General features: G+C 42.6%; 14 protein-coding genes. 13 read left to right on the top strand and 1 reads right to left on the bottom strand.

What is annotated here, in order from left to right; all coding sequences use genetic code 11:
• Positions 1-468 precede the first annotated feature (468 nt).
• The 10 genes from tig to ACZ42W_RS11665 all read left to right on the top strand — a co-directional run bounded on the left by tig (position 469) and on the right by ACZ42W_RS11665 (position 16538).
• Complete coding sequence (gene tig, locus ACZ42W_RS11710; protein ID WP_464165538.1) at positions 469-1836, top strand: trigger factor; 1368 nt, start codon at positions 469-471, stop codon at positions 1834-1836.
• A gap of 224 nt (positions 1837-2060) precedes the next feature.
• The gene (locus ACZ42W_RS11705) at positions 2061-2987 is read left to right on the top strand and encodes a hypothetical protein (RefSeq protein WP_464165537.1); all 927 of its coding nucleotides are present in this window, start codon (positions 2061-2063) and stop codon (positions 2985-2987) included.
• A gap of 237 nt (positions 2988-3224) precedes the next feature.
• Positions 3225-5279, top strand: a complete 2055-nt coding sequence (gene pabB, locus ACZ42W_RS11700; RefSeq protein ID WP_464165536.1) for an aminodeoxychorismate synthase component I — start codon at positions 3225-3227, stop codon at positions 5277-5279.
• On the top strand, positions 5276-6079 hold the full coding sequence (locus tag ACZ42W_RS11695; RefSeq protein ID WP_464165535.1) for an aminotransferase class IV: 804 nt from the start codon (positions 5276-5278) through the stop codon (positions 6077-6079). The genes pabB and ACZ42W_RS11695 overlap by 4 nt, the downstream gene beginning before the upstream one ends.
• 215 nt (positions 6080-6294) lie before the next feature.
• Positions 6295-6633, top strand: coding sequence for an arsenate reductase family protein (locus ACZ42W_RS11690; protein ID WP_464165534.1), 339 nt, complete (start codon positions 6295-6297; stop codon positions 6631-6633).
• Positions 6634-6655: 22 nt separating this feature from the next.
• On the top strand, positions 6656-9913 hold the full coding sequence (locus tag ACZ42W_RS11685; RefSeq protein WP_464165533.1) for a DEAD/DEAH box helicase: 3258 nt from the start codon (positions 6656-6658) through the stop codon (positions 9911-9913).
• A gap of 105 nt (positions 9914-10018) precedes the next feature.
• Complete coding sequence (locus ACZ42W_RS11680; protein ID WP_464165532.1) at positions 10019-10426, top strand: YbaN family protein; 408 nt, start codon at positions 10019-10021, stop codon at positions 10424-10426.
• 26 nt (positions 10427-10452) lie between these two features.
• Positions 10453-10917, top strand: a complete 465-nt coding sequence (locus ACZ42W_RS11675) for a type II toxin-antitoxin system RatA family toxin (RefSeq protein ID WP_464165531.1) — start codon at positions 10453-10455, stop codon at positions 10915-10917.
• Between the two features lie 86 nt (positions 10918-11003).
• Positions 11004-11873 (top strand): PGRP and LysM peptidoglycan-binding domain-containing protein, encoded by an 870-nt coding sequence (locus ACZ42W_RS11670; RefSeq protein WP_464165530.1) that lies wholly within the window; start codon positions 11004-11006, stop codon positions 11871-11873.
• A 417-nt stretch (positions 11874-12290) separates the two neighbouring features.
• Positions 12291-16538: an acyl-CoA dehydratase activase-related protein gene (locus tag ACZ42W_RS11665; RefSeq protein ID WP_464165529.1), complete on the top strand. Its 4248-nt coding sequence runs from the start codon at positions 12291-12293 to the stop codon at positions 16536-16538.
• Positions 16539-16977: 439 nt separating this feature from the next.
• Here ACZ42W_RS11665 and ACZ42W_RS11660 read toward each other — a convergent pair whose 3' ends face one another.
• On the bottom strand, positions 16978-18171 hold the full coding sequence (locus ACZ42W_RS11660) for an IS256-like element ISDha1 family transposase (protein WP_011459365.1): 1194 nt from the start codon (positions 18169-18171) through the stop codon (positions 16978-16980).
• Positions 18172-18399: 228 nt separating this feature from the next.
• Here ACZ42W_RS11660 and ACZ42W_RS11655 point away from each other — a divergent pair, with 228 nt between their 5' ends.
• The 3 genes from ACZ42W_RS11655 (at position 18400) to ACZ42W_RS11645 (ending at position 20538) form a co-directional block, all read left to right on the top strand.
• A complete protein-coding gene (locus tag ACZ42W_RS11655; protein ID WP_464165528.1) occupies positions 18400-19575 on the top strand; it encodes a uroporphyrinogen decarboxylase family protein in 1176 nt (391 codons plus the stop codon).
• A gap of 61 nt (positions 19576-19636) precedes the next feature.
• A complete protein-coding gene (locus ACZ42W_RS11650; RefSeq protein WP_464165527.1) occupies positions 19637-19816 on the top strand; it encodes a hypothetical protein in 180 nt (59 codons plus the stop codon).
• A gap of 89 nt (positions 19817-19905) precedes the next feature.
• Positions 19906-20538: a cobalamin B12-binding domain-containing protein gene (locus tag ACZ42W_RS11645; protein ID WP_464165526.1), complete on the top strand. Its 633-nt coding sequence runs from the start codon at positions 19906-19908 to the stop codon at positions 20536-20538.
• The last annotated feature ends 285 nt before the right edge of the window (positions 20539-20823 follow it).

Here is a 20823-nt window from a genome sequence, read left to right as displayed (position 1 = left end):
GGGAGTAGCAGGATATTCAGGTTGCATCTCGTGTTGGCATGTTTCTTGCTATATTTCAAAATACATACAGATCACTTCGAAAGATTTTTTTTATTTATTCTTAGTAAGATTACTATCGTTCAAATAGTGCAATCCTGAAGTTTTTTGATTGGAGGATGTTGAAAAAATATATAGTAAGTAAACTGAATACCCCATCCAAAACCTTACTATTGATTTGAAATATATTTCGTGTCAATTCTACCTGAATGTATTCACATTACTGACAAATAATTGCAGGGAAAGGAGGAGTAATTCTTCTAGACCCCGAAATAGTAGGAGTGTAATGAGTATTTTCGAGAGCATAGAGTCCTAGGGGGAAGTCCTTACTCGACTGTAAAGTGCCCTAAGATTCTTAATGAAATAATATGTAATTTTTCTAATAAGAATTTTATCAATAAATCAATAATTTATATAAAGGAGTATGAACTCATGAACGCAACCTTAGAAAAAGTAGAGAACAGTGAAGCTTACTTGGAGTTTATAATTGAAGCTGCTAAGATTGAAGAAGGCCTTGAAAAATCATACAAAAAGAATGTTAAAAATTATAACGTTCCTGGTTTTCGGGAGGGGAATGCACCGAGAGCAATTTTGGAAGCGAAACATGGCCAAGAAATATTTCTTGAAGATGCCCTTGAGTTCATTGTACCTGATGAATATTATGCAGCCATTAGGGAGTTGGGACTTAACACTATTGGTGAACCCGATATTGAAGTGGGTTATGTAGAAAAAGGAAAACCAGTGATTGTAAAGGTATGCGTTCCAGTTAAGCCTGAGGTTACTCTTGGGAAGCTTGAAGGTTTGGAAATCCAAGTGCAAAAGGCTAAAGAAGTGACTGATGAAGATGTCGAGAACTATTTGCAAGGTTTGCGTTCCCAAAATAAAATAGTCATCGCAAAAACGAATGAACCTGCCGTGCTCGGGGATACAGTAACCATCGACTATAAATGCACAATGGAAGACGTCCCTTTTGATGGACAAGAAGATTACAAGTTGGTGCTTGGTTCGGACACATTTTTTTCAGGTTTCGAGGATAAATTGGTGGGAGTAAAAAAAGGTGATAAGTTGGAGATCGAAATTAGTTTCCCTGAAGACCACACGCTGGTACAATTAGCTGGCAAAAGTGCTCTCTTCAAAGTAACTGTAAAAAATGTTGAAAATATTCAACTCAGAGAATTAGATGACCAATTTGCACAGGACATTGGCAAAGTGAATAACTTAAAAGAATTACGTTTACTAACTATGAAAAAGATACAGGAAATGACTACTCAGAATACTTCAAATATGAAGAAGCAAGCAGCCGTTAAAGCCCTATTGGAAAGGTGTGAGTTGTCCGTTCCTGGATTCATAGTGATGCAACATGCCAAAGAAATGCTTGAACAGTTTTCTAAGCAAATGGAAGACCAGGGGGGAAGCGTTGAACTTTATCTTCAAATGATGAATAGCAACGTCGATACCCTTAAAAAGCAGATATGGGAAGACGCTACAAACCTGACAAAATCGAGTTACGTATTAGAAAAAGTCATAGAAGAAAAGGGATTTGAGGTAAGTGAAGAGGAGCTAGATATTGGGATTGAGGCCTTCGCAATGAATATCGGAATGGCTGTAGATTTAAACAAGAAAAATACAAGAAAGAACCTTGGTCCACTCGTGGAGAAAGTCCTATTCGATTTAAAAGCAGAAAAGGCTGCTCAATATTTGGTGGATCATGCAATTATTACTGTTGCTGAGAGTAATGTAGAAAAACCTGAGATAAACATAGTGGCAAATGAAATGCAACAAGTTAATCAACAGGAATAGTAACTTTCTCTAGTTAACATAAGAAAAACTGTTTTTGTAGAGTAGAAAGTATTATTTTAGTTATATTGCTAGCCAAGGGAATTTGCGATTTTCGCTAAGTTCCCTTGGCTATTTTTACGCCAGCATTTCTCTTATACCAAGACGAATAGACAAATTTTACCAAGGTATTTGATCCCTTATTATAGAATCTTCAATTAAATAAGCCTTGTTAGGATGTGATATTAATGTTCAGGAAGAACAAGAAGGTTCTTGACAACCAACCTGAGAATAAGCAATGGATTAATTATCAGAAGAGATTCAAGTCCATCCGAAAGCCCTCCGAAGCCATTCAGTTGCTTCAAGAAGCAGTCGATGTCTTTAAAAATGTGGACAAGCATGCACTTGAACACTTTATCCTATTTCTTAGGCAGAATGCCGAGGACTTTCAATTCAAATACTATAGGGCACGTTGTACATATATAATTATTCCACCAGAAGATTCACTAGCTTTTTGGGTAAGCTATGTCCTCGGAAGTTTACCTGAGACATCGCGTTTCTCGTTTTTCGAAAGTGAAGTCCAAGAACTCTTGAAAGTCTTATCCCAAGTAACCAATGAAGAGAGGGAGAGCCACGTCCACAATCTCCCGATTAAGGAGGTGGAATTTGCCTTATCCTTGCTGAAAGAAAAATATCCAATCTTCTTTAAAGGTGTGACCAGGGAACCTATCCTTATACCCATCTTGAACTTTTCTGTGAAAAGTGGTTCTGTTTTATCCATTCCTAGACTTCATTGCTTTGGACTTTTCAAATCGAAGAAAGAGACAGAGCATCCGCTGGTGGCAATTCTTCATTCGTTTGTCCACATCCTCCATTATCAAATCACTGAGGAATTAAACATATTACCTCCAGGTTTTGCGAATTTACACCATAAGCTTTTTGATGAGTTAGAAATGTCTTGCGCGGACTGGGCTGAGACCTTTGCCGAAACGGTTGTCTCATCTCTACTCTATGAGACGGAGTATATGTCTTTGGTTGCTTACATGGAACTAAGTCAGCAAGACCAACGGGATATCAGTAATTATCTCTCCTGGTTAGAGATGATATATGCTTCGAGCCTTCAGGATAATATCCAAAAGTTAATCCTAAAAAGTGAAGGACGACTTAGAGCATAACTAGAAAAAATATAAGGTCTTAATGCTATAAGCTTGGCTCTCACCTTTAATATGATCTTACTCCATTAGCAAGTTTCGCCCTATTCAGGGAAGTTTCTTGCTTTTTTTATTTTAAATCAGAAGTTAAGAAGGATAATAATCGAATCTTATAGAATTATATTGATTCTTCTGAACACTAGATATCCCATCTTAATCTAAAATTGTATTAATCGCTCATTGTGAGAGGGGAGTTCTTATTTGATTTTTATCCTTGATAATTTCGATTCCTTTACCTTTAATCTCTTCCAATACTTCGGGGAATTAGGGGAGAACGTTATCGTAAGACGGCGTGATGAATGCTCTATCGAAGAAGTCGAAAGACTCAAGCCTGAGCTCATCGTCATTTCTCCAGGACCCTGTGCCCCTCGAGATGCAGAACTTGCCCTTGCGACCATCGATTACTTTAAAGGAAAGGTACCGATCTTGGGAGTATGTCTAGGGCATCAAGGGATTGGGCAAGTTTTTGGAGCCCAGGTTGTTCGGGCTAAAAACCCAGTCCATGGCAAAGTCTCTAAGATAAAGCACGATGGGCAAGGGGTTTTCAAGAACTTACCCCACCCACTTTCCGTAACCCGTTATCACTCGCTTTCTCTAAGTAGAGAGAGCATCCCAGAGGATCTCCTCATCACAGCGGAAACAGAGGATGGTGAGATTATGGGAATTCGCCATCGGGAACTTCCAGTCGAGGGAGTACAATTTCACCCAGAGGCCATATTAACGGAAAAAGGACACGCTTTGCTAAAGAATGCCGTCGATAATGCCCGTGACTGGTGGAAGGCTCAACGATTGCTTAATTCTCCATGGATTATAAAAGAGTTACCCTTAACTCTCCCTCCGATCAAACTATTGGAGGCTTTCAAAGAAAGTCCTCAACCCTTCTTTTTAGATAGCGGTAAGGGCTATAGTTCCCTTGGACGGTACTCCTTTATGGGAGCCTTTCCCTTCCTATACGCAAGCGCGTATTCTGAATATGTGGACCTCAGCTGGCCTGAGGTCTTTCGAGACGATAGAATACCACGTGAGACCAAAACTTCACTTACTGTACTCGATGAACTATTAGAGCGTTTCTATGTAGATAATCCAACTCCTTTTCCCTTTGTTGGAGGGGCAGTCGGGTTTTTTAGCTATGACTTAAAAGACGAACTTGAAAAATTGCCACAGAACGCATCGAAGGATTTAAATTTACCCCTTTGGCGCTTTGCTTGGTATGATGGAATTCTAGTCTTCGATCATGAATTATCACGCTATCATGTTCTCTCTTGTGGTATGTCCGACACAGGGAAGTGTATTTCAGAAGTTGCAGAATTTCGTATTAGACGAATCGAGAGACTGATTGCAGATTATGTAGATTACGAAACTGACAGCAACTCTTACCCAATAAGTCCAGAGACTCTTAGTTCTTCGGCTGAAAGCTCAAAACATTGTACAATCACAAATAGTGTCAAAAAGGATAAGTATCTAGACGATTTACAACGGGTCATCGACTATATTTACGCAGGAGATATCTACCAGGCTAACCTGACCCAACGCTTTGAAGTTGCCTGTACTGAGGATCCGATTACCATATATAAAGCACTTCATGAACGAAATCCTGCACCCTTCGCGGCTTATCTACCCTATGAGGACTTTCAGATTCTTAGTAGTTCACCGGAACGTTTCATCCGTATTCACTCCGAAGGGTTAATAGAAACCCGTCCCATCAAAGGGACACGGCCCCGAGGAAAGAACGAAGATGAGGATGAGCTTTTGGCCAAGGAACTGAGTGAAAGTATCAAAGATCGTGCAGAACTCACCATGATTATTGACCTGGAACGTAATGACTTAGGGCGAATTTGTACCTATGGTTCCGTCCGAGTAACGGATCTCATCCGCCTGGAAAGCTACCCCACCGTCTGGCACCTTGTCTCGACCATTGTAGGGACGCTCAAACCCAAATTAAACCCTAGTGAAATTCTTAAAGCAATTTTTCCTGGGGGATCAATCACCGGTGCTCCGAAAATACGAGCAATGGAAATCATCGAAGAACTTGAACCCTATAAACGTGGAATATACACGGGAAGCCTTGGTTATATTGGCTATGATAAGAGTTGGGACTTAAACATTGTGATTCGGACCCTTCTTCTCAAAGATGGGCGAGCTTACTTTCATGGTGGAGGTGGAATTGTAGCGGATTCCATCCCTGAGGCTGAATACGAAGAATCATTACAGAAGGTAAGAGCTCTCGCCGAGGTCTTGGGAGGACGGCTCAAATGAGTACAATCGACATCAACGATCGACTTGTATTATACGGTTATGGGGTATTTGAAACGCTCCGCGTTACAGAGGAACAGATAGAAGTCCCAGAACTTCATTATGAGCGCATGAAAAGAGGGGCAGAGGCATTGAAGCTCACCCTTCCTGAGTACTCAATTTGGTTGGGAAAAATCAGGGATATAGTCAAGAGTGAACAGAGTTTCGAGCCCTATGCGCTTCGAGTAACCTTGAGTGGAGGTGCAGCACGGAAGGAACCTTCCTCACAGTTAATTCATCACGTTCGGCCCATTCCTTATACTGCAGCAGACTATCAGGATGGTGTGAGCATCTGTATCCTAACTCATCCTCGAAATGAATATTCTCCTTGTGTACATATCAAATCCACCAATGTCATTGAGAATCTCCTCGCCAAGAATGAGGCCACAAACCAGGGAGCACGGGAGGGGATCTGGATTAATACAAAGGGATATCTCGTTGAGGGGACTGTTAGCAATCTTTTCTTCGTAGAGAACGAAGTTCTTTACACCCCATCACTCGAATGCGGATGCTTGCCCGGAACACGCCGACTTATTGTGATAGAGTGTGCCCGAAGACTCGGTATTCCTGTTCGAGAAGGGTGCTTTATTCGTGCTCATCTCGAAGGAGCAGACGAGGTCTTCTTAACAAATGCTTTAATGGGGCTGCTCCCTGTAAGGAATGTTGAAAATCATTTGAAACCCTTTAATTCTCTAAAATCGGATTCTATGACAGCTCAATTGCGAAGAAGTTATGAGGAGTTCGTTCTCACTAACGCTTTTTAGCTTTGCTGAAGGGGTAGGGGTATTGAATTAATACTCAGGATTTTTTACGACTCGAGCGAAAACACGGAAATCTTCTAGTAATATTTTACTAGGAGGTTTCTTCTTTTTTCTGAGAGACAATTAGACGTAACCCTAGTCCTTATGATATGCTAAGTAGATAGGCAAAATTCTATCTTGACGTATCCAGTACCAGATTGACCGGGAGGAATCAGGCCATGAATATTCAAATTTTTGGTGTGAAGAAATGCTTTGATACCAAAAAAGCAGAACGTTATTTTAAGGAACGAAATATAAAATTCCAATTTATTGATCTCAACGAAAAAGGGCTCAGTAAAGGGGAACTCATGAGTGTTAGATCCTCAGTGAATTTGAATGACCTCATGAATAAAGAGGCCAAAGAATATAAAACACTGAATATAGACCAGATTAGAAGCAGTGACATTCGAGAAGAGCTACTTCTGAATCACCCAAAGCTTTACAAGACTCCCATTGTTCGGAGTGGGAAAAAGGCTACTGTCGGTTATCAGCCGGAGATTTGGAAAGATTGGGACTGAAAGAGAAGGGGTAAGTCACGCTATGATCCAAGTGGATATTTCAAATAACGAAATTAAATCCATCGCAAGCCATCAAATGGCTTATCAACTCGGGATTTCATATTATCACGGTGGACGCGTTAATGAGCTGAGTTATGAACCGGATAAACGACGCGTGGAGGCTTATGTAACGGGGAATAGACGTTATCATGTCGAGATAGACTTAACGCGTGTCGGCTCTGTCCGAAGCTATGAGTGTACATGCCCAGCGTTCAGCCGATATTTTGGTGGCTGTAAACACATCGTCGCAGTCCTTAAGGCCATCCAGGATAAAGGAGCGTCTTCGCCACTTAATAAAGGAGCGCAAAACATAGCGGCTGAAGAATTATTATCTTTTTTTGAAAACAATGCAACAGAACCCTTTCGGGACGAACTGAATCTTGAACTACAGCTCCAGATTATCACGGGCTACCATGCTTCAGTGAACCTATCTTTAAGGCTAGGTTTGCAGCGTCTTTATGTAGTTAAGGATATCGGTGAATTGTTGAGGTGCTTAAAGATAGGGGAGTCTCTGGAATTCGGCAAACAATTCACCTTTGAGCCGTTTCGCCAGACCTTTAGAGAAGAAGATAAGCCCGTTGTTGATTTGCTCATGGAAATGTATGATCAGCATTTGGCATGGAAGGAAATGGAGAGTTCCTTCTCCAATATTCAAAGCTTTCCTAAGAAGACTCTTCCCTTGACAGGCTTCTATCTGAAAAAGTTCCTAGACCTACTCGGTAACAAAGCTATTGTTCTAGATGCGGGCTCTATGCATCCTTCATTATCTTGTGTCAATCGTGGAGGACTTCCTCTCGAATTCTCTCTTCAAGCTTCCGAACAGGATATTGCGCTGACCTTAGCTTCAGAGCAGTTCCCTTTGCAGTTAACTCCCGATGGGCAGTATTTTATCTATTACGGAGAGATTTTCCTCGCTACACCTGCTCAGCAGGAGATTCTTCCAGCCATTCTCAAGGCACTCCGTCAAGGCTTATCCAACACCGTTATTTTGCCTTCAGGAAAACGAGAATTTTTTGTCTCAGAAGCACTTCCATCCATTCAAAAAATCGGTAAAGTGGAAATCGATTTAAATCTTGCAACGAAATTTACTCGCGAGACCTTGCTTACTAAAATCTTCTTCGAAAGAGGAAGGGAAAAGGGTGCAGAGAACGGCATCAGTGCCCGAGTAGAATTCCATTATGGAGAGATTCTTATTAATCCATTTGGTGCGCTAGGAAATTCTCACTTGGATAAACCCTCACCAGAAGATCGCATCCTGATCCGAAATAGTGAAGAGGAACGAAGAATCCTCGGTATTCTTGAACGGGCTGAATTTAGCGTCACACAAGGGAAAATTCACCTTGAAGACGATGAGAAGATCTTTCAATTTGCTCGCTCCTATCTTCCAAAGTTACAAGAGTCAGCTGAATTGTATTATTCAGAAGATTTTAAGCTTACGATTCGATCCTCTGTCTCCTTTGCAGGACGAATTCGACTCGATGAAACGTTAGATTTGCTCGAGGTATCCTTCCAGTATAACGACTTGAAGGATGCGGAGCTATCTGAAATTTTTCAGGCGCTCAATCTTAAGAAGAGGTATTATCGTTTGAAGGATGGCTCGTTTCTTGATCTCAATCAGCCCGAACTCGAGTCTATCGCACTACTTCTAGAAAATTTGGATTTAAGTGCAGAAGATCTAGGAAAGCAGGAGCTAACTCTACCGAAATACCGAGCGCTTTATATCGAAAACTATCTTCGTCAAGCGAATCTACCAGGGATTCAGCGGAATAAAGCGTTTAAACACCTTGTGCAAAGTATCCTTGAGCCTCATGACGGAGAATTTGAAGTGCCTGCCCAGCTTCAGACTATCTTGCGGGATTATCAGAAGACTGGATTTAAGTGGCTTAAGACTCTAGCTTCTTATGGCCTCGGAGGGATTCTCGCTGATGATATGGGACTTGGAAAGACCTTGCAGGTCTTGGCCTTTGTCCTATCAGAGAAGTCTTCTGAGACTCGCCCAGCATTGGTCGTTGCACCCACGTCCTTGGTCTATAATTGGCTAGAAGAAGCGCGAAAGTTCACTCCAGAGCTCCGTGTACTTGTCGTCGATGGAACTCCACAGATTCGGCAGACTTTGTTAGCTGATATGGAAAATTGGGATCTCGTCGTGACGTCCTATCCTTTACTCAGAAGGGATACCGATATTTATACCGAACTCAATTTTTCGTATTGTTTCCTGGATGAAGCTCAACAAATAAAGAATCCTCAAACCATTAATGCAAAATCCGTCCAACATATTAATGCTAAGGGCTATTTCGCTTTGACCGGGACTCCGATTGAAAATTCTCTCTCCGAACTTTGGTCACTCTTTAACTTTATCATGCCGGGTTATCTTTTATCTCACACGAACTTCCGCAAAAAGTTTGAGATCCCTGTCATTAAGGGGGAAGACCCTGTTCCTCTTGCAGAGCTGAGCCGACATGTGACTCCCTTCATTCTTCGCAGACTCAAGAAGGAGGTCTTGCTGGAATTACCAGATAAGATAGAATCTCGAATGACGGCTCAGATGACCGAGGAACAAATGAAGATTTACATGGCCTTTCTTCAAGAGACGAAGAAGAACATCGCTCGGGAAATCCAGGCCGTTGGATTTGATAAGAGCCATATCAAAATCCTAGCAGCCCTCACCAGGCTTCGGCAGATTTGTTCTCATCCAGCTATGTTCTTGGAGGATTATACTGGGGAAAGTGGAAAAATGCTTCTTTTTCAAGAAATCGTTGGTGATGCATTGGAAAGTGGACATCGAATTCTTGTCTTTTCACAATTCACCTCCATGCTTGACATAATCCAAAGCCACCTGCAGAAGGAAAAAATCGCGCATTTCTATCTTAGTGGTGCGACTAAGGCTTTAGACCGCTTACAGATGGTTCAGTCCTTTAATGCTGGAGAAGGGAAAGTCTTCTTGATCTCTCTAAAAGCTGGGGGGACAGGCTTAAATCTCATTGGTGCTGACATGGTGATTCATTTCGATCCCTGGTGGAATCCTGCTGTTGAGGATCAAGCAACTGATCGGGCCCATCGAATCGGACAGAAAAACGCGGTCCAGGTCATAAAACTCGTCACTCAAGGAACAATTGAAGAAAAAGTCTACGCCCTACAAGAGAAGAAAAAGGAGCTCATCCAATCCGTAATCCATCCGGGAGAGACGTTCTTGTCTAAACTCACTGAAGAAGAATTAACAGGATTATTTGAGTTGGCGTGATTGTGGAGAACTCCTCGGAAACTCAAAATTTCTGAGGGGTTTTATAATGACGGCTATTCTTGGCGTTGTAAGTTCGCTATAATCATCACTAGGGAGGGAGATGCCATGAATTCTGTTATCAAATCGTTCCTTATAGGAGTAGGAACTCTAAGCATCGCCTTAGGTTTCATAGGAATTTTTTTGCCGGTACTACCGACGACGCCCTTTCTTCTTTTGAGTGGGGCATGTTATATGAGAAGCTCCGAAAAATTATATCATCGACTTATCAACAACAAATGGTTAGGGCATTATATTCTCGACTATAACGAAAAACGAGGTATTCCTCTTCGCGCAAAGGTAATTTCCGTTAGCTTTTTGTGGTTTTCAATAGGAATTTCTGTGATGTTTTTCGTTAAGATTTTATGGCTACGGATTATTCTACTCCTTGTCGCGATAGGGGTTACAGGCTTTTTGCTTTCACAAAAAACGTTAAAACGCGATTCGGTCGAAACGGATATTCAAAGAGAATCTTAATTTTTGAAAAGGACAGGGATTAATTAATGAGAAGGATTATTGCAAGTGATGCTTACGAATACCCTTTTTCGCCACAACTCATCTACCAAGTACTCGCGGACATCCCAGGATATAAGAATTGGTGGCCCCGTGGCGTCAAGGTTAAGGTGCTTGAGGAGAATGAAAACAAACTGGGTTCTAAAATTGAAGTATGGGCTTCTGGTGGCTGGTTTCGTTGCACGACGACGTCTTTAAATCCACCAAATAGGGTGGATGTTCAGTACTATGCTGGGGTCGTTCTCGGAGAGAGTAATTGGACTATCACCCCTCTTGGGAATGGAATGACAAAGGTAACTTACTCCATCGATCTCGAACCTAACGGGGTACTACCTCGAGCATTTTCTAATGTGGTTAATATCTCTACAATCCACTCTCTACAGTTTAAGAGAGTATTAAAAAGCTTGCATCGATATCTTAGTTCTTTAAAGGAAAATAATTTCGCGTTGCAATGAGATCTTAAATTATTTCCCCTTTATGTTTAGCATTTCTTACTGACCTGCATAGGATATACGGAATCTAAACGAAAGGGGTGTATTCATTGACTTATGTTGTAAAACCCTGCGAAACTCTTTTTGATATCGCCTGTATGTTTCATACGACAGTTGAAGAGCTTCTAAGGTTAAATCCACAAATTACGGATCCAAATTGTCTTTTTCCAGGGCAAGTCATTCATATCCCAGCACCGCCTCAACCTGTACCGCCACCTATGCCGCAACCCGTACATTGCCCAGTACTCAGACAAGGTTCCACTGGACCAGCCGTAGTGCAATTACAAACGTTATTATTAGCTGCGGGGTTTAGTCCGGGAGCAATAGACGGGATATTTGGCCCGAAGACCGAGGCAGCGGTTCTTGCCTTCCAAAGGAGTAGAAATCTTGTCCAAGATGGTATTGTTGGTCCTCAGACTTGGGCAGCACTTGGTGCAAACTGTATAACACCACCTCCACCGCCACCACAGCCATGTCCTACCTTACAGATGGGATCAACCGGAGCATCTGTTGTAAATCTCCAAGAACTATTGATTGCTCATGGCTTCAACCCTGGCAAGGTCGATGGAATATTTGGTCCGAAGACCCAAGCAGCGGTGCTTGCTTTCCAAGGGAGTAGAGGTCTTGTACAAGATGGCATCGTCGGAATTAAAACTTGGACAGCACTCGGAGTCAACTGTATGACCCCACCACCATCTCAGCCATGTCCAACCTTACAGATGGGATCAACTGGTGCATCTGTAGTAAAGCTTCAAGGGCTATTGACAGCGAACGGCTTCAGCCCAGGTAAGATTGATGGCATCTTTGGACCGAAGACCCAAGCCGCCGTTATCGCTTTCCAAAAGAGTAGAAATCTAGTTCCAGACGGGATTGTGGGAATAAAGACTTGGACGGCTCTTGGAGTAAACTGCAGAGCATAACTTCATAAACGTCACATGAAGCAAGGTGATTCAGATTATAGCAGACTTTCTGTTAGATCTGGATCATTTTCTTGAATCAAGAGGAAAATTGCAATTGATGTAGAATAATTAAACATTCGCATCTATATCGATGCACATTAACCTATAAGACGATATATTGCCATTAACGACCTAAAATCACTTAAAACACCAGAATATCTTATAAATTTTTCTTAAATTTCCATGAAATCCTTCATTACTGTGACCTCAATCACGGGCTTAAAGTGCTATTAAATATATAATGTGATAATAAAAAATAAATTTGTATATTAAAATTATTATATTTTTGAAAAGTCTAATATCTTAGATTATGACCATGATTATGTTATAGTATATATAAGATATAGATATAATTGATTTATCTAAGGAGGAAAATGGATGACCAAGGTGCTCAATGTTGGCCTCGATGTGGGTTCTACGACTGTAAAGATGGTGGTTCTCAGTCCTGAACAAGGCATTGTTTACAAACAATATTTGAGGCACTTTTCGAATATCAAAGATACAGTTCTTTCGATGCTAGAAGATGCAAAATCTGTATTGAATGGGCAACTCATCACGATGATGATTACTGGTTCAGGTGGGTTCAATCTAGCCAAAAAATTAGAGATCCCGTTTGTACAAGAAGTAATCGCTGGGACAACTGCTGTTAAGAAGATGATCCCACAGACTGATGTTGCGATAGAACTCGGTGGAGAGGATGCAAAAATAACTTACTTCGGTGAATCCATCGAGCAAAGAATGAATGGAACATGTGCGGGTGGAACAGGTGCCTTTATCGATCAAATGGCTGCTTTACTTCAGATAGATGCGGAAGGCTTAAATGAGCTAGCCAAGGATTATAAAACAATTTATCCCATCGCTTCGCGGTGTGGGGTTTTTGCTAAGTCAGATATTCAGCCCCTCTTAAATGAAGGAGCAGCCAAGGAAGACATCGCTGCCTCCGTGCTTCAGGCTGTGGTCAATCAAACGATTACTGCTCTCGCACAAGGCCGTCCGATTCGTGGAAACGTCGCCTTCCTTGGTGGACCTCTCTATTTTATGTCGGAACTCCGCAAGCGGTTTGTGGAGACTTTAAAGCTTGAAGGAGATTATGCGATATTTCCTGAGGATGCGCAGTATTTTGCTGCGCTTGGAGCTGCTTTATCATCCCAGGAAGAGAAGGCTTTTTCAGCGTATTCTCTCTACGAGCTTGTTCCACGCATCCATGATGTGATACAGGACGATGATACTAAAGCTGAACCTCTGTTCGCGAATGACGAAGAGTACCAAGCTTTTAAAGAAAGACATGCTCGCCATCAAGTGAGACGAGTGGATCCACTGACTTATACAGGTAATGCCTATCTAGGGATAGATGCTGGCTCCACTACAACTAAGATTGCTTTGATTGATGGTAGAGGAGGCTTACTTTATTCCTACTACGGGAGCAACATGGGAAGCCCACTTGAGTCGACAATAGAGGCGTTAAAGGGAATGTACTCTACGCTCAATTCTAAGACTTACATCGTAAATTCTGCGGTAACCGGGTATGGGGAGCATCTTATCAAGGCTGCTCTAAAAGCTGATATTGGGGAGATTGAGACCGTTGCCCATGCTAAAGCGGCTGACTTTTTCTTACCTGGAGTAAACTTTGTCCTAGACATCGGCGGTCAAGATATGAAAAGCCTAATCATACGCAACGGTGTGATTGACTCCATTATGCTCAATGAAGCCTGCTCTTCTGGGTGTGGCTCTTTTGTTGAGACTTTTGCTACTTCTCTCAATATGGACGTCAAGGATTTTGCCAGCTTGGGCTTAGAGTCTAAAAAGGCAGTTGATCTCGGTACACGCTGCACCGTATTTATGAATTCTAAAGTTAAGCAAGCGCAAAAAGAAGGCGCTTCCGTGAGTGATATTTCTGCTGGGATTTCTATGTCCGTTATCAAAAATGCTTTATTTAAAGTCATACGTCTCCGCAATACGGAAGAACTTGGCGAGAAGATCGTTGTTCAAGGGGGTACCTTCTACAATGAGGCAGTTCTGCGTTCCCTCGAGAAGTTACTGGGTCGTGAGGTTGTGCGACCAGATATCGCTGGGATTATGGGAGCTTTCGGGGCAGCATTGATTGCCAAAGAACGATATGAAGATGGATATGAAACTCAGTTATTGACTGAGGAGGAATTGCAGGGCTTTTCCCTGGAAACGTCTATGAAACGCTGTGGCTTATGTGGAAATAATTGCCTCTTAACCCTGAAGCACTTCTCGAATGGAGCTTCTTTCGTTTCAGGGAACCGTTGTGAACGGGGAGCCGGACAAGAAAAAGTCTCTGTGAGCCTTCCAAACTTATATGAATTTAAGTATAAGCGGATATTCCACTATAAGCCCCTCCCAGAAGATCAAGCGACTCGGGGTATCATTGGCTTGCCCCGTGTACTGAATATGTACGAGGATTATCCCTTCTGGTTTACATTCTTCACGGATTTAGGTTACCGGGTGGTTCTCTCTGGACGTTCCTCGAAAAAGCTTTATGAAACAGGAATGGACACCATTCCCTCAGAATCCGAATGCTTCCCGGCGAAACTTGTCCATGGTCATATTGTAAATTTAGTGAATAAAGGGATTAAGAAAATCTTCTATCCTTCGATTCCGTATAACGTGAAGGAAGATGAGGATTCTAATAATCACTTCAATTGTCCGATCGTGACCTCGTATCCTGAATCGATTCGAGCGAATATGGATATCTTGGAGAAAGAAAAGGTGACCTTTTATCAGCCCTTCTTACCCATTGATGCTCCAAAGCGGATGCTAAAGCGTCTCATCGAAGAACTTGCTCCTGCTGAAGGTTTATCCAAGGAAGAGATTTCTAGGGCACTGAAAAAGGCCTATGCCGAACTCGACCAGTACAAGAAAGAGGTTCGTGAAAAAGGGGAAGAGGCCCTACACTATGTCGAGGATCATGGAATCAAAGGAATCGTTTTAGCAGGGCGGCCTTACCATATCGATCCTGAGATCCATCATGGGATTCCAGAACTGCTTCAGTCCTTCGGCCTCGCCGTGATTTCAGAGGATGCGGTCCGGCATCTTGCTAAGGTCGAAAGGCCATTGCGAGTCGTTGACCAGTGGATGTACCATGCCCGCCTTTACTCTGCTGCCCGTTTTGTTGCTGAACAGCCAAACCTCGAACTTATTCAGCTGAACTCCTTTGGCTGCGGTCTTGACGCAGTGACGATCGACCAGGTGAAGGAAATTTTAGAGCGTTATGGCAAAATCTATACCGTCTTGAAAATAGACGAGATTACTAATCTGGGCGCGGCTCGAATTCGCGTGCGCTCCTTACTTGCAGCGATGAGTGAGCGGGATAAAAGAAACTTCATACCTGAAAAGCTTTACGACTTAGAAGAGCGGGTTGTCTTTACTGAAGAAATGAAGAAGACCCATACGATTATTGCTCCGCAGATGGCCCCGATTCATTTCCAGTTCTTAAAGACGGGCTTTGAAAAAGCGGGCTATAAGATGGAGGTTCTTCCCTCGGTTGACCGTGGGGCGATTGATGAAGGTTTAAAGCATGTTCATAATGATGCCTGTTACCCAACGATCATTGTTGTAGGACAACTTCTTGAGGCTCTGAAATCTGGAAAATACGATCTGGAAAATACCTCTGTATTGATCTCACAGACCGGTGGTGGATGCCGGGCGACCAATTACATTGCCTTTATCCGAAAAGCCTTAAAGGATGTAGGAATGGAGCAGATTCCCGTCATCTCTCTTAATGCTTCTGGCTTAGAAGCAAACCCTGGTTTTAAGATTACCATGAAAATGCTTCCTGACCTGCTTTGGGGGCTGGTCTATGGAGATCTTCTCATGAGAGTACTCTACAGAGTACGCCCTTATGAAAAGGTCCCTGGTTCGGCCAATGCGCTCTACGATTCATGGGTAGTAAAATGCCAAGATGCCCTCCGGCGTGGTGACAAGAAGCAAATTAAGGAAAACATCTACAACATCGTTAAAGACTTCGACACACTTGAGATTCATGAAACTCTCGTTAAACCTAAGGTCGGCGTCGTCGGAGAAATTCTCGTCAAGTATCATCCGACAGCGAATAACAACCTTGTAGAACTCTTGGAAGCAGAAGGAGCTGAGGCTGTCCTTCCGGACTTAATTGATTTCCTTATGTACTGTGCTTATTGCCATAAGGCGAAATTCGATCTCCTCTCAGGTAGCTTCCGAAGCATGTTCAATGGGATGATATCAATTAAATTCATGGATGCCTACCGGAAAGATATGAAGAAGGCACTTTCCGCTAGCCGGCGTTTCGAAGCACCCAAACCGATCGAAGAAATCGCGAAATGCGCTGAAGAGCATCTCTCCCTCGCTAATCAAACAGGTGAAGGCTGGTTCCTCACCGGGGAAATGGTTGAGCTTCTACACAGTGGAGTAATGAACATCGCTTGTTTGCAACCCTTTGGTTGCTTACCGAACCATATCATAGGTAAAGGGATGGTTCGAGAGCTCAGAAGTTCCTATGCTCGCTCCAACATTGCAGTTATCGACTATGATCCAGGAGCGAGTGAGGTCAATCAGTTAAATCGGATTAAGCTTATGTTGTCCGTGGCGAAGGAGAATATGAAGACAGTGGAAGTTGCCAAGTAATATACATCCTCCTTAGAAGGCTGGACTGAAAAATAATTGCCAATGGCTGTCTATGAGCAAGTTGCTTATAAACAGCCACTTTTTTTTGTGCCTTGTACTTAGTGGTTATAATTTTCATAATATTTAATAATTTGTATTGACGCCTTGTGGCAAAGTAAGTTAGATAGTGTCAAGAAATGTTCGCAAAAACCATCAGAACCCCTTAAGGCTAAATGTTTTATGTAAAAGCGTAAGTTGGGAAGAGTGTCAAGGGTGATGCGAGGGATACCGGAGGCCGTCAGGCCGAGGATATGCTCGGCATCATCCCATTGACACGTGCACCCTACCAAAACGCTTGAAGACGGCAAAGTCTCTTTCACCCCAAAGAGTAACCCTAAATCAAAGAGAGTTTGCTTGGCTAGCGCCGAGCGTCATGCTTTTCTGAATTAATGATTAAGGCTTACGCAGCTTTTGAACGTTCCTGCTCAATCGAAGTGATGATTTTTGGATTGATATAGGATCGGCCACTGCACCAGTCTTCGCTATACTCAATAAGGTAGCTGGTTACTAGCCGAATATAGGAATCCATACTTGGGAATATCCCAACCACCCGGGTTCTTCTACGTACTTCTCGGTTGAGTCTTTCCAGCAGGTTGGTTGACGCGATCTTTCTTGAATCAATCTCTGCAAAGCTGAAAAACTGTAGTGAGTCTTCCAACCCTTCTTCCAGAGTTTTAATGGCTTCAGGATATTTGGCCTCAAACTCATCCATCAGAGAATTAGCGTATTTCTTTGCACTGCTATAGTCTGGTTGAAGCCAGATTTGCTTTAGTTTATTAGCAAACGCTTGCTTATCTCGACCGGATATATGAGCGAGGATGTTCCGCATAAAATGCACTTTACAGCGTTGCCAGGAACACCCGATAAAGGACTCTTGAACAGCTTTAACTAACCCTTTATGGGCATCTGAGACAACCAGCCAGACTTTCTCTAGTCCTCGTGACTTTAACTTTTCGAAGAGACTGGTGTAGGTTGCTGTGGACTCTTCTGGCATGGGCTCTACGGCCAGAATATCTCGTTTGCCTTCTAGATCAATACCCGTTACAATCAGCACTGCCATATTTTTGACCCTTCGATCATCTCGGATTTTCTCATAGAGAGCATCCACCCAGAGTACGGGATAGACTTTATCGAGACTTCGATTACGAAAGGCTTCAACCTGTTCGTTCAGTTCTTTAGCGATGCTTGATACCTGACTTCGTGACATGGAGTCAATGCCTAAGGACTTAGTGAGTTTCTCTATTTTACGGGTGGATACGCCATTAACATAGGCTTCTTGAATCACATTCATCAAGGCCAATTCAGAACGTTTCTTACCTTCCACAAAGAAAGGGATATAGCCGCCATTTCGCAGTTTGGGTACCATTAAATACAGTGTCCCCATCCGGGTATCGAAACGGCGAACGCGATAGCCTGATCGATACCCTTGACGTTCAGTAGACCGTTCTGATTTTTCAGCACCTAGCTTTGCATCCACTTCTGCTTCCATCAGCCTTTCGCAGAGCCATTTTAACATAGCCTGCATGGGATCTTCTTCGGTTACAAATTTCATTAGCATTTTTTCAAAAGGTACGGTAGAATTTGGGTAAGCCATCGGTTAACAACTCCTTTTTGGTTTGCTTCAGCACTTACCTTTTCGGAGTTACCGATGGCTTTTCCTTTTTTACTTTTGCGAACTTAATTGTACTCTATCGTAAGTTAATATTGCGGATTTGTCTATACAATTAGACAAAAAAAGGAGGGAAGTCTAAAAAAACATAAGTTAATTTAAAGATTGGTATATATTAAGAAGACAATGGAAAGAAAGACAGGGGGTGCCGTAATGGCGAGTAACAAAGAGATGTTATATCAAGAGAGGTTAACCCGCTATACTACTGCTTTAAATGGTGAAAAACCGGATAAGGTTCCGATTCGCTTACAACTTAGTGAATTTATGGCTAAATATGCAGGATTCGAACTTCAAGAAATTTACTATGATCTGGACAAGAACATCGCCGCAGTGAATAAGATACTCGACGATTTTGATATGGATGTGATAGGAGGAACACCCAGTTTATGGTGGGGTTCCTTGCACGATGCAGTTGGGGCAAAGTATCTTAAATTTGCGGGACGTCAACTCGATCCTAATCAACAGTTTCAATTTGTTGAAGAAGAATATATGGTTCCTGAAGATTACGATGCGTTTATCGAAAATCCAACCCAATGGATTCTTGATACCTACTTACCACGTCTCCATGAGGAGTTTTCCGAACCCGGTTCTTTCCGTGCTAATCTTTCCTTAATCAAGGGCTCTGCCGCCATGGTCATGGCCAATGGGGCAAATCAACAAGCTTCCGCACATTGGGCTAAGGAATATGGCATGCCGATGGGTGGATCTGGTATGGTCAAAGCGCCATTTGATACGTTAGGAGATACTCTCCGAGGTCTCAAAGGAATCATGATGGATTTACGGAAGCGGCCAGATAAAGTCCTTGCAGCAATGGACGTTTTAGTTCCGCATAATATGTTCTATGCTTTAGCCACATCAGGGGGAGATACTTTGCTTCCGACATTCTTGCCACTTCATCGCGGAAGCTATCCCTTCTTGAATCCGAAACAATGGGATACGTTCTATTGGCCAAGCCTGAAGAAACTCCTTGAGGGACTATGGGCTCATGGTAAGCGAACACTCTTCTATGCTGAAGGAAATTGGACTCCTTACTTGGAACAAATCGCAGAATTACCGGATAATAGTATTGTTTTCCATTGTGATCAGACCGATATAGCTAAAGTAAAGGAGGTATTCGGAGGACGCTTCTGCATCAGTGGAAATGTACCGAACACCTTGATGGCTTATGGAAAACCAGAGGAGGTACGCGAATACGTTAAACGCCTACTTAATAATTATGCGGCCGATGGTGGGTTCATAATTGACACCGCAGGTGTTATGCAGACCGACGTGAAAGTAGAAAATGTTGTTGCTTTGGTCGAGGCGACTCGCGAGTTCGGAGTGTACTAAAGTATCCACATATCGATGTAAACTTAGGCTTGTAATGGATGATAACCGAGGAGGGATAAGAATGTCAGATCAAGCAAAAACACAAGAAATCAAAGGATTACCACCAGGTGTTTGTCTCCCATGGGAGCAGAATTTAAAAGAGTATGGCCCCCTCACCGGAAATGAAACGCTCATTAAAAACGAATGGGAAAAACTTGATGCGTTTGCCTATATCTATCTATGGTGGTGGGTACACCGGTAGAACAGAACTTACTTGAGTCTGGTTTTCGGAAACCAACATTACGGAATAGCAGATATGAGATATTACTTGAATAGAGGAGTGATCAACCTATGGCAAAGTTAGCCGATGCCTTAGCCAATGCCATTGCGGAATTGGAAGATGATAGAATCGTATCCCTAGTTCAAGAACGCCTCGCTGCTGGTACCCCACCCTTAGAGATTGTTAGTAAGCTCCAAGAAGGGATGACAGAAGTAGGGCTACGTTTTGAATCGGGAGATTATTTCCTCAGCGAACTGATTCTTTGTGGGGAAATGATGAACGAAGCAATGACCGAGCTGGAACCCCATTTAAGCGGTGCGGATGAGCAACACAAAGGAAGTATCGTCATCGGAACTGTAAAAGGAGATGTTCATGACCTCGGGAAAAATATTGTGGTTATGCTCCTAAAAGGGGCTGGTTATAATGTTATTGACCTCGGAGTCGATGTCCCTACTGAGAAATTTATCGAAGCGATTAAAGAATCGAACGCTCCCTTAGTGGGAATGAGTGTACTGCTTACAGGCTGTCAAGAAGCGATGAAGACCACCATAGCAGCACTTAAAGCCGAAGGACTAAGCACTACGATTCTCATTGGTGGGAACTACGTGGATGAATTCGTAAAAGGCTACGTTGGTGCCGATTATTTTGGCTCAAGTGCTAGTGATGCTGTAAAAGTCGCAGAAAAAGTGTTTGTTGTGAAGTAATCAACGCTTCTAATTGGTTCTCGAGGATGCGTATTCTCATGATAATTCAAATGGGTTGGGGCAGTGAAAGCGGCCCCAACCTAGCTACTCGATTGTTCAGCTTTGCTAATTTAATGGGGAGGTCTTTTCTTATGTAAGGGGTAGGCAAAGGTTTGAAGAATTAAAGCAGAGGTATTTGAGAGGATTTTCGAAGGTATAATACCAAAATTACGGGGAAGAGACCTTGGAAAAAGAGGGTTTCGCAATTATTTACCGAATAATCTTACAAGTAAAACGATTGTAAAA

This window comes from Desulfitobacterium elongatum, from assembly GCF_055378975.1.
The sequence above is the reverse complement of the archived record's forward strand: the minus strand, read 5'-3'. Positions and strand labels throughout refer to the sequence as shown.

What these genes read in the sequence shown, in the direction of transcription:
- tig (WP_464165538.1), top strand. Translation starts at nt 469, where the DNA reads ATGAACGCAACCTTAGAAAAAGTAGAGAACAGTGAAGCTTACTTGGAG.
- ACZ42W_RS11705 (WP_464165537.1), top strand. Translation starts at nt 2,061, where the DNA reads ATGTTCAGGAAGAACAAGAAGGTTCTTGACAACCAACCTGAGAATAAG.
- ACZ42W_RS11695 (WP_464165535.1), top strand. Translation starts at nt 5,276, where the DNA reads ATGAGTACAATCGACATCAACGATCGACTTGTATTATACGGTTATGGG.
- ACZ42W_RS11690 (WP_464165534.1), top strand. Translation starts at nt 6,295, where the DNA reads ATGAATATTCAAATTTTTGGTGTGAAGAAATGCTTTGATACCAAAAAA.
- ACZ42W_RS11685 (WP_464165533.1), top strand. Translation starts at nt 6,656, where the DNA reads ATGATCCAAGTGGATATTTCAAATAACGAAATTAAATCCATCGCAAGC.
- ACZ42W_RS11680 (WP_464165532.1), top strand. Translation starts at nt 10,019, where the DNA reads ATGAATTCTGTTATCAAATCGTTCCTTATAGGAGTAGGAACTCTAAGC.
- ACZ42W_RS11675 (WP_464165531.1), top strand. Translation starts at nt 10,453, where the DNA reads ATGAGAAGGATTATTGCAAGTGATGCTTACGAATACCCTTTTTCGCCA.
- ACZ42W_RS11665 (WP_464165529.1), top strand. Translation starts at nt 12,291, where the DNA reads ATGACCAAGGTGCTCAATGTTGGCCTCGATGTGGGTTCTACGACTGTA.
- ACZ42W_RS11660 (WP_011459365.1), bottom strand. Translation starts at nt 18,171, where the DNA reads ATGGCTTACCCAAATTCTACCGTACCTTTTGAAAAAATGCTAATGAAA.
- ACZ42W_RS11655 (WP_464165528.1), top strand. Translation starts at nt 18,400, where the DNA reads ATGGCGAGTAACAAAGAGATGTTATATCAAGAGAGGTTAACCCGCTAT.
- ACZ42W_RS11650 (WP_464165527.1), top strand. Translation starts at nt 19,637, where the DNA reads ATGTCAGATCAAGCAAAAACACAAGAAATCAAAGGATTACCACCAGGT.
- ACZ42W_RS11645 (WP_464165526.1), top strand. Translation starts at nt 19,906, where the DNA reads ATGGCAAAGTTAGCCGATGCCTTAGCCAATGCCATTGCGGAATTGGAA.